The organism is Mesorhizobium captivum (assembly GCF_033977165.1).
Lineage (GTDB): Bacteria > Pseudomonadota > Alphaproteobacteria > Rhizobiales > Rhizobiaceae > Mesorhizobium > Mesorhizobium captivum.
The window spans coordinates 1-1,556 of sequence record NZ_JAVIJB010000112.1 but is presented as its reverse complement, the minus strand read 5'-3'; the positions used below and the strand labels follow the sequence as shown (position 1 = coordinate 1,556).

Sequence of the window (1,556 nt, the reverse complement as noted above, 5' to 3'; positions counted from 1 at the left end):
ACGCTCGAAACCTCTCGCTGCTGGTGAACGGCTTCAGCAAGTGGCCTGACCAGCCAGGGTGTGGCGAGGGCACTTTCGCAGTTGCTGGTGAGGTTCTTCGCCGCGCCCACACGCAAGGGTTTTCCAAATTCAATCCGCAGAGCTTGACCAACCTGGTCAATGGTTTCAGCAAATGGCCGAACCAGGCGGAGTGTCGGGAGGCCACCAGCGCTATCGGCACCGAGGTGACGTACCTCGCAGGCCGAGCCAATCGGCTTTCCGATTTTGTACCGCAGGACCTGGCGAACCTGGTGAACGGTTTCAGCAAGTGGCCGGAACAGGAAAGCACGCGCGAAGCAACGATCGCCATCGGCTCTGAGATCAGTCGCGAGGCCAACCGACTCGGTCGCTTTCCTGAGCAGGAGCTGGCCACTTTGGTGAACGGTTTCAGCAAGTGGCCGCAAGAGCCAGGCATACGTCAGGCTGCGGTCGCCATCGCAGGGGACATTGCGTCCGGCGTCGGCAAGCCCGGCGGATTTACTCATCAGCACCTGGCGATACTGGTGAATGGTTTCAGCAAGTGGCCCGAAGAACTCAATATGCGCCAGGCAGCAGTCACCGTCGGTGGGGAGGTCGTTGCGCGCGCCAGGGAGCTGGGTGGGTTCACGGATCAACACCTGGCCAATCTGGTGAATGGTTTCAGCAAGTGGCCGGAACAGGAGAAGACGCGCGAAGCGGCCGTCGCCATCGCCTCTGAGGTCAGCTGCGACGCCAACCGATTGCGCGGTTTTCCTGGTCAGGAGCTGGCCTATCTGATCAATGGCTTCAGCAAGTGGCCGCAAGAGCCAGGCATGCGCCAAGCTGCGGTCGCCATCGCCGGGGAGATCGCCTCCCGCGCCGACAAAATCAAGGGGTTTACCCATCAGCAGCTGGCCATACTGGTGAACGGTTTCAGCAAATGGCCCGAACAGGAGAAGACGCGCGAAGCCACAGCCGCAGTTGCCCGCGAGATTCTCCGCCGCACCAGTCACCTCCGTGGATTTACTGACCAACATGTGGCGAACCTGGTGAACGGATTCAGCAAGTGGCCCGAGGAGCCTGAAGTGCGCCAAGCTGCAGTGGGCCTCGCCGAGGAGATCGTGTCCCGCGCCGGCCAACTCGCCGGATTCGCCGATCAACACCTGGCGAATTTGGTGAACGGTTTCAGCAAATGGCCCGAACAGGAGAAGACGCGCGAAGCCACGGCCGCAGTTGCCTGCGAGATTCTCCGCCGCACCAGTCACCTCCGTGGATTTACTGACCAACATGTGGCGAACCTGGTGAACGGATTCAGCAAGTGGCCCGAGGAGCCTGAAGTGCGCCAAGCTGCAGTGGGCCTCGCCGAGGAGATCGTGTCCCGCGCCGGCCAACTCGCCGGATTTGCCGATCAACACCTGGTGACCTTGGTGAATGGTTTCAGCAAATGGCCGGATCAGCAGAAGATGCGCGAGGCTACGGTCACCATTGGCAGGGAGGTCCTTCGCCGCGCCGATCGCCCGGATGTCGGGCTCTCCGATTTTACTGCTCAAGGCTTGGCG

Annotated in this window: 1 pseudogene; it reads left to right on the top strand. The window is 61.4% G+C overall.

The features are described from left to right. Positions 1-1,556, top strand: a pseudogene (locus RFM40_RS33500) (hypothetical protein); the annotation flags it as partial.